The 8265-nt window shown below is 45.1% G+C and carries 5 protein-coding genes and 1 tRNA gene; all 6 read right to left on the minus strand.

Annotation, left to right across the window (positions count from 1 at the left end; genetic code table 11):
• Positions 1-122 precede the first annotated feature (122 nt).
• A complete protein-coding gene (locus tag BMW61_RS21135; RefSeq protein WP_091825997.1) occupies positions 123-2885 on the minus strand; it encodes a translation factor GTPase family protein in 2763 nt (920 codons plus the stop codon).
• Between the two features lie 49 nt (positions 2886-2934).
• Positions 2935-3882 (minus strand): CPBP family intramembrane glutamic endopeptidase, encoded by a 948-nt coding sequence (locus BMW61_RS21140; RefSeq protein ID WP_175475339.1) that lies wholly within the window; start codon positions 3880-3882, stop codon positions 2935-2937.
• Positions 3883-4046: 164 nt separating this feature from the next.
• Positions 4047-4120 (minus strand) — tRNA-Pro (locus tag BMW61_RS21145).
• 70 nt (positions 4121-4190) lie between these two features.
• Positions 4191-5567: a TrpB-like pyridoxal phosphate-dependent enzyme gene (locus BMW61_RS21150; RefSeq protein WP_091825989.1), complete on the minus strand. Its 1377-nt coding sequence runs from the start codon at positions 5565-5567 to the stop codon at positions 4191-4193.
• 169 nt (positions 5568-5736) lie between these two features.
• A complete protein-coding gene (locus tag BMW61_RS21155) occupies positions 5737-7113 on the minus strand; it encodes a leucine-rich repeat domain-containing protein (RefSeq protein WP_091825992.1) in 1377 nt (458 codons plus the stop codon).
• A 45-nt stretch (positions 7114-7158) separates the two neighbouring features.
• On the minus strand, positions 7159-8103 hold the full coding sequence (locus BMW61_RS21160) for a hypothetical protein (protein ID WP_175475340.1): 945 nt from the start codon (positions 8101-8103) through the stop codon (positions 7159-7161).
• Between the last annotated feature and the right edge of the window lie 162 nt (positions 8104-8265).

Below are 8265 nucleotides of genomic sequence, written 5' to 3' on the forward strand. Positions count from 1 at the left end.
GAAACGCTGAGGGCCAGCGATTCATCCCCCACCGACTATGTCGGAAGAAGTTTTCTCGCTGATACATCATAATCCCCTCATCCGGCTGCTGCGCAGCCACCTTCTCCCTCTGGGAGAAGGCATTATATTTTTGCCCTGATCTCATCCTCGGTTCGCTTCACTTCGTACCAGAAGTCGGAAGCACTCATTCGCATAGCACCGGCGCCGTAGATTATGACCTGCTCGATGGCATCGGAGGTGGCGACGGTCACACGATTTTTCTTGCTGTACTCATGAGCTGTGCGCTCGATATACTGATCGGCGGTCTCGGCTTCCTTGGTGAATACCACATCGAGATTGTGATATTTAAGCACGTGCTCCGTTCCGCTGGGAACTCTGTAGGCATCAAATACCAGAATCACCGTCTCTCTCCTGTAGCCCTGGAAATTCGAGAGAATATCCATCAGCTTATCACGCGCGGACTTCATATCTGATTCCGCCAGGCTTCTAAGCTCATCGTTTGCATAGATGATATTGTAGCCATCGACGAGAAGGTAGGCATCATCCGGTGAAAATTCCTTCTGCGCGCGGTATTTCTTCTCCGGTGCTTTGTTTGCAGCCTTTCGCCTTCTCTCTTCGTCGGCCTTGGCATCGTAGCGCGGCTTAACGGGGCCATAGGTGCGCTCAAAAATATTATCAAGCTCCTGAATTGTGGCATTGTACTGCCTGGTGCGTTCCTCGTAGGTCAGCTCTTTTTCTCTTCTGATCTCCTCTGATTTAAAGCTCTGCAGCTTATCGCCAAGGCTCGTAAGATCTGTCTCTACTGAATTCTTCCCGGCATCTGTCGTCCAGCCGGTATCAACGTGCATATGACTTCTTACTTCGTTCCAAGGAATAACGGTCCCCGCACCATGTGAGCAAAAAACACTGCCTGTGGGCTGTGCAATATCGCGCTCGGGATCGTAGTCCTTTTCGGCGATAACTTCTTCAGCGTTATGACATGGCTCGAAGCCGCGAAGTGAGAGGCTGATTCTCCCCGCGCCATGTGTATATGAAATCAATTCTCTTGCATAATCCGAAAGCTCGGAAGCGGGCACGGAGCCCGTAACACTTGATGTTCCGTCTGGAAGCATCTCAGGAGGATTTGTCGTCCCGTTCATTTTCTGGATATCACTTAGCAGCCTTCCGATGTTTTCAGAAGGAAGCTCAGCTGTAAAATCATAGACCGGCTCAAGCAAAATGCTCTCTGCCATCATAAGTCCCTGCCTAACGGCGCGCATGGTCGCTTCTCTAAAGTCTCCGCCCTCGGTGTGCTTTAGGTGGGATCTTCCGCCGATCACAGTGATTTTCATATCTGTGATCTCAGAACCTGTGAGGACTCCGCGAATCCTGAATTCTTCTAAGTGGGACAAAATGAGGTTCTGCCAGTTAATCGCAAGATCATCCACCGGACAATCAGCGTCAAAGGAAAGTCCGCTTCCGGGCTCTCCGGGTGTAAGAAGCAGATGAACCTCTGCGTAGTGCCGCAGCGGCTCAAAGTGTCCAACACCCTCGACAGGTGCCTTGATTGTCTCCTTATAGACGATGCTCTCATCGCCAAAATCTATATCAAGTCCAAAGCGCTCCATGCATCTGTGCTTTAGGATTTCCATCTGAACTTCGCCCATAACCCTGACGGAGAGGTCGCCCGTTTCTTCATCCTTTTTTACTGATAAGAGCGGCTCCTCTTCGGACAACTCGAGAAGCTGTTTGTAGGCAGCAAAAGCATCTGCGCCTTCCGGAAGGATGATTCTGGACGACAGAATCGGCGAGAGCACCTCGGTCACTTCTCCTGTGAGGGCGCCAAGTCCCTGCCCGGCATAGGACGTATCAAGGCCTGTTACGGCCACAATTCGGCCTGCCTCTGCCTCCTGAAGGAGTTCATACTTTTCGCCCGAATAGATGCGAATCTGATCGATTTTGGCTGAGATGGTTTCTCCTGCCTTCGCCCCTCCCGCTGCGGGCATGGTAAGGACATCACGCACATGTAGGGCTCCGCCCATGACCTTAAGCCAGGTGAGCCTTGTGCCGTTTGTATCTCTTGAAATCTTGTAAACTCTGGCCGCAAAATCCTTCGAATAATCGGGAGCTTTCGCAAAGTCGTCAAGAAGAGCTATCAGTTCCTTAACGCCCTCCATTTTCAGCGCACTTCCAAAGAGGCATGGGAAAAGCTTCCGTGAAAAGATAAGGGCACGGATGTCGTCGTCTGTGACTTCTCGGCCTTCTTCCAGATAGGCATTTAAGAGGGCTTCGTCGCAGACAGCAAGGGATTCCTGGAAATCGTCGCCCCTCATCCGGCGCTTCGCGCCACCTTCCCCCCAGGGGGGAAGGCAACCATTATTGGCCCTCTCTCCGTTAGGAAGGCTGTCATTATATATCCCTGAAAAATCCACCACGTTGTCCGAAAGCCTCTTTTTAATGTCTTCGAGGATGCGGTCCTTGTCAGACTGAGGCTGGTCCATTTTATTTACAAAAATATAGATTGGAACTTTGTAATGAGAAAGAAGCTTCCACAGTGTATGAACCTGGGAAGTTACGCCATCGGCGCCGCTTATGATAAGAATCGCGGCATCGAGCACCTTCATGGTGCGCTCGGTCTCGGGGGCAAAATCGGCATGCCCGGGAGTATCGAGAAGCGTCACATGCGTATTTTCAGACAGATCAAGCTCCGCCTGCTTAGAAAAAATGGTGATGCCCCTTGATCTCTCCAGAGAGTATGAGTCAAAAAAGGTATCACCATGATCCACGCGGCCGGATTTCCTGACCGCCCCTGTGAGGTACAAAAGTGCCTCCGACAGGGTAGTCTTACCGGCGTCAACGTGGGCATATATTCCAATGTTTAAGTGTTTTTTTCCTGTAGTTTCCATAACCACAATAATAGCACAGTTTTGATATAAGCGGTATTTCCTATTGCTATCAGTTCATCATCATCATATAGGAGAACCCGATAACTCCTGCAACGCCGATTACTGTTGCAATAATAGCCGGAAGCGTAAATACAGGCGCGCTATCAGCCTGCTCGGAACCGTTCTTTTTGAAAATCGAATCAAACTCCTCTAAATTTCCTTCATTCCTGGCAATTCCCCTCATAACAATCTTTGCAACAAATGCAAAAGCTATCGCAAGGAAAAAGAATACGATGGTGGGAACCAGCATGCTCTGTCTCTGCGATTCAGCAACTGCTGAAAGATCCTGCCCCATCGTATTAGCAGCAAGCATTGCGGCATAAACCAGGAGCATGTTAAAGGAGTTGATAAGGAAATGCATGATCATGGATGTAATAAGGCTTCCGCTTGCAACATTTACGAAAGCAAAGATAACTCCAAGCACAAACGCATAGCAGAACTGGTTAAAATTCAAATGAATGAGTCCGAAGAAAAGCGCGGAAATAAGCGCAGCCTTCACAAGAGTAGACACTCTTTTGTAAGTTCCGAAAAGCAGTCCTCTGAAAGCAAACTCTTCAATAAAAGGCGGAAGCAGCGAAACAACCAGAATTGCAAAACCTGCCGAGCCGGATAACATACTATTCGCACTCTGAGCAACCGTGTTGGGTACAAAGAGCTGTGAAAAGAAATTAGCGAATACCCATATCGGTGTGATAACGATATTTAAAACTATTGTCAGAAGTACGGTCGATATCTTGATCTTATGAAGGCCCATGGCTTCCGTAAAAGACTGACCACTTTTAAATACATAAACAAGGACCGGAATAAGAAGTGCTGCTTCGCAGAGTACGGAGCCCCAAATTCCCGATTTAACACCCTTCATAGCGATGAACGTTCCGCCAACGCTAACTATGATATTAAGAAGAAGTACTACAAGAAAAACAATCCCCATATTTTTAGATTCTTGCTGTTTTGTCATATTCATCCCTCCAAATGCTTTTATCATAGTTCAGATAATACCTTATCAAGAAACGATATACAACACTTATTCAGCGAAATACATGGTTTTAATTGTTTTTGCGGAAACTAATACTATTTATATAGAAAAAAAGACTTTGAAATCTCTTCCAAAGTCTTAAGTAGTCGGAGTGGCGGGACTCGAACTCGCGGCCTCTACCTCCCTAAGATAGCGCGCTAACCAACTGCGCTACACCCCGGCGACAAATGGTATCTTATCACGTCACGGGGAGAAAAGCAACTACTATTTTTTATTTTTTTCAAAAACTTTTAATCTACCTTAGGCAACTTGGCGAAACTAGCCTCCAGCTCTGCGTCGGTCGGGATGTAGTCGGACATCTCGCCGTCGTTGAACTTCTGGTATGCCACCATATCGAAATAGCCGGTTCCGGTAAGGCCGAAAAGAATTGTCTTCTCCTCGCCTGTTTCCTTGCACTTAAGAGCCTCATCGATAGCGGCCCTGATAGCATGGCTGCTCTCAGGTGCGGGAAGGATACCTTCAACTCTTGCAAACTGCTCTGCTGCCTCGAATACGGAGGTCTGCTCTACGGATATTGCCTCCATGTAACCGTCATGATAGAGCTGTGACAAAACAGGGCTCATGCCGTGATAACGAAGTCCACCGGCGTGGTTTGCGGAAGGAATAAAGTTGCTTCCGAGTGTGTACATCTTGGCAAGAGGACATACCATTCCTGTATCGCAGAAATCATAAGCAAATTTTCCTCTTGTGAAACTCGGGCAGCTTGCGGGCTCAACAGCAACTATTCTGTAGTCCTGCTCACCTCTGAGCTTCTCTCCCATGAAGGGTGAGATGAGACCGCCGAGGTTTGATCCGCCTCCTGCACAGCCGATGACAACGTCGGGCTTTATGCCATATTTATCAAGGGCAGCTTTTGCCTCAAGACCTATGACAGACTGATGTAAGAGCACCTGGTTCAGGACGCTTCCAAGAACATATCTGTAGCCTTCGGTTTTGGTCGCTACCTCTACAGCCTCTGAAATTGCGCATCCAAGGCTTCCTGTGGTTCCGGGATGCTCCGCATTTATTTTTCTTCCGATCTCGGTATCCATTGAAGGTGAAGGTGTTACGCTTGCGCCGTAGGTGCGCATAACTTCGCGTCTGAAGGGTTTCTGCTCATAGGATACTTTTACCATGTAGACCTTGCAGTCGATGCCAAGATATGCAGATGCCATGGAAAGAGCTGTTCCCCACTGACCTGCGCCGGTCTCGGTGGTCACGCCCTTAAGGCCCTGCTGTTTTGCATAATATGCCTGAACAATCGCGGAATTGAGCTTGTGGCTTCCGCTGGTATTGTTACCCTCGAATTTGTAGTAGATCTTAGCAGGTGTATTGAGAGCCTTCTCAAGACAGTAAGCCCTAACCAGGGGTGAAGGTCTGTACATCTTATAAAAGTCCTGAATCTCCTGCGGGATATCAATATAAGCTGTAGTATCGTCAAGCTCCTGCTTTATAAGCTCATCGCAGAATACCGGGCGAAGCTCATCAAAACTCATGGGCTTAAGGGTTCCGGGATTAAGGAGCGGAGCCGGCTTATTTTTCATATCAGCTCTGACGTTGTACCACTGCTTCGGTATTTCATCCTCACTAAGATAGATTTTATAAGGGATTTTTGCTTCATTACTCATGACTGTTTATCTCCTTTGTCGGTTCTTCAACACTTTAAACCATTAAAGCACAGTCTGAGTTTATCAGTCAAGCGTTTCCTAATAAAACAAAAAAGACCCCGGAGGGGAAATCCCTCCGGAGCCATTTTAAATTAAACCCTCTTGAATGTCACAATACTTAAATCAAATATTAGTCCTGCTCAACGATCTTAGCTTTCTTTCCGCCGGCCTTCTTAATCTTCTTGGAAGCACTCTTAAATACCTTCTTGGAAGATGCTTCAACGTTTATGACATTCTTTTTCTTAAACTTCTTGAATGCGCCTGCGCCATAGGTCTTAACCTTATCACCGTTTACTGTGAGCTCCTTGCACTTTACGCAGCCTGCGAATGCAGCGGCGCCAATCTGCTCAACATCTGTGCTGGAGATATCAAGGCTTGTGAGCTTCTTGCAGTTCTCAAATGCAGAAGCGCCAATCTTCTTGGTCTGAACAGGCACTGTTACAGATACGATTGATGTGCCCTTGAAAGCTCCGTCAGCGATCTCAACAACGTCGTATTCTACACGATTGATCTTTACTGTGCTAGGGATAACAGGCTTATTTGTAACCTTAACCATTCCTGCATAAGCAACTTCGTGTGCGTTCAGAATCTTGTATTGTGCTTCGCCGTAATCGTCGGTTACTACCGTTCCTATAGCATCACTAATGCAGAAGTGATATACATTCCACATCATGGTACCATCTGTAGCTTTCTTAAACCCAGCCCAAACATATACTTGTCCGGGTGCTTTAGCAGTAAATGTTTTTGTTGTTTTATCAAAGGATGCTCGTGACCCTGAATAAACATTTCCTGCATCATCCCACTTTGCATCAGTTCCAAAATCATCATCAAAATCAGCATTATCAAATTGTACATATGACTGGTCTAGCGCTACACCTTTTCTCGTAGTAGCAGGAGGCGCAATTGTATAAGTACCGCCAACAGCAAGATCAATATCTTCCTGAATAATATAATCATCAGCCGGTGCCTTTTCTACATACACAGGAGCATCTACAGGCACATTAACAACTGTTCCGGTTTCATCCGTGTATTCAAAGGTAGCTTGAATCCATACCGGAGTAGTAGGATCAGGATTTGGTGATACACCAGTAATAACACCATTTGCTACCGTAACTACTGTCGGATCAGTGGATTTCCAATTCTTGATATCAGCTAATGAAACAGGTGTATGAGTTTTTGCTGTAACATGAGTTGTTCGAACACCACCGTTCTCATCAATATATGTTTTTTCATTAATAGTATCAATAGTCTCTGTAATAACCACGCCGCTTACAGCTGCTGTTCTGGACTCACCAACCGCAATAGTATTTGAAATCGCCCACGTATCAGTATCATCATCAAAAGCCATATAAGGATCACTCTCACCAATCAAGTGGCTAAAACTAATGCCAACATATCTATGGTAAATGTTCGTTGTAACCTGTGCGGATACAGGAATCGCAGTAGTGAAAACTGCTGCTATGGCCATCGCGCCTGCCATGCCCAGTGCTATAATTTTATTATTCATATATTAACCTCCGATATATACGCCAAAAACGCTGTTTAATGCTTCTTAATACTTCTTAATTCTCTTATTGATCACATAATAATAATCAGTGTATTCTTTATCTACTTTGTTATAAACTGTAACCTTTATCATTGTAGGAGCAACATTCTCACCACTCAGTGTATTAATTGTTGTGCTTTCAGAAGCATTCATATCAGCATTTGCAGTATATGTTGCCGATCTGCTAGAATTTTCATTTCTATACTCAGGCAGCTTACCTAATGTAATCTTCTTATTATTTTTTACTGTCTTATACCTAAACTTAACCCCACGTTCTGACATGCCATCAATTACGTCATCATAATCACCATCGCCATTAAGATCTACAGGGTGATTCTCTGTGGTTTCATAAGCTGTAGTATTGGTATTAGTACGATCGGCTGTAGAATAATTATACTCTCCATAATCAGGATCCATAGTGTTATTCCATGTATACTTCTCAAGAACACCTACCTGAATTCTTACAAGCTTAGTATTCTTTCCGGCCTTAACCTTAAGCTTGCCGGCCTTCTTTGTTGTATATTCATAAAATGTATTTATATCCTTACCCTTATAAATATACTTATTGTCTGTTTTGCCTATAGTATCACCCTGCTCAAGGCTCTTTCCGGCAAAGGTGATACTCTCTATATCCTTATCCTTGGTTGATACTACAGTAACCTTTGCAGAACCGGTCTTAGCACCATTTATGTCGTAAATATCAAAACTTACAACAGACTTTCCGGCCTTTTTGCCAAAAACTCTTATCGAAATTCTTGCATAAGATGCATTAACCTTTGTATCTGCGCTGGGAACATAAATCTGCTCATCGGAACCATTATCTGCTACATAGTAAAAGCCTTTATCATCTTTATTAATATCCTTAATAAATGTGGTTTTATTTACCGATGTATTTCCAAGTCTGGCCTGAATCACCTTCTTATTGCTGGACTTAATATTTCGAATTTCCACATTACCTGCGTCCAAAAGAACAGTAATATTTCCATAATCACCAGTATGCAAGGTTTTCTTTACCGGTATATAATCCTGTCTTTGACAGTTTAATACCAACTAAAGACGCCAAAAGCCTTAATACATCAGGCTCTTGGCGTTATTTTTGTGATTCTTGATATA

The sequence above is a fragment of the Butyrivibrio sp. ob235 genome (assembly GCF_900109475.1).
In the GTDB taxonomy this organism is placed as follows: Bacteria; Bacillota; Clostridia; order Lachnospirales; family Lachnospiraceae; genus Butyrivibrio.

What these genes read in the sequence shown, in the direction of transcription:
- BMW61_RS21135 (WP_091825997.1), bottom strand. Translation starts at nt 2,885, where the DNA reads ATGGAAACTACAGGAAAAAAACACTTAAACATTGGAATATATGCCCAC.
- BMW61_RS21140 (WP_175475339.1), bottom strand. Translation starts at nt 3,882, where the DNA reads ATGACAAAACAGCAAGAATCTAAAAATATGGGGATTGTTTTTCTTGTA.
- BMW61_RS21150 (WP_091825989.1), bottom strand. Translation starts at nt 5,567, where the DNA reads ATGAGTAATGAAGCAAAAATCCCTTATAAAATCTATCTTAGTGAGGAT.
- BMW61_RS21155 (WP_091825992.1), bottom strand. Translation starts at nt 7,113, where the DNA reads ATGAATAATAAAATTATAGCACTGGGCATGGCAGGCGCGATGGCCATA.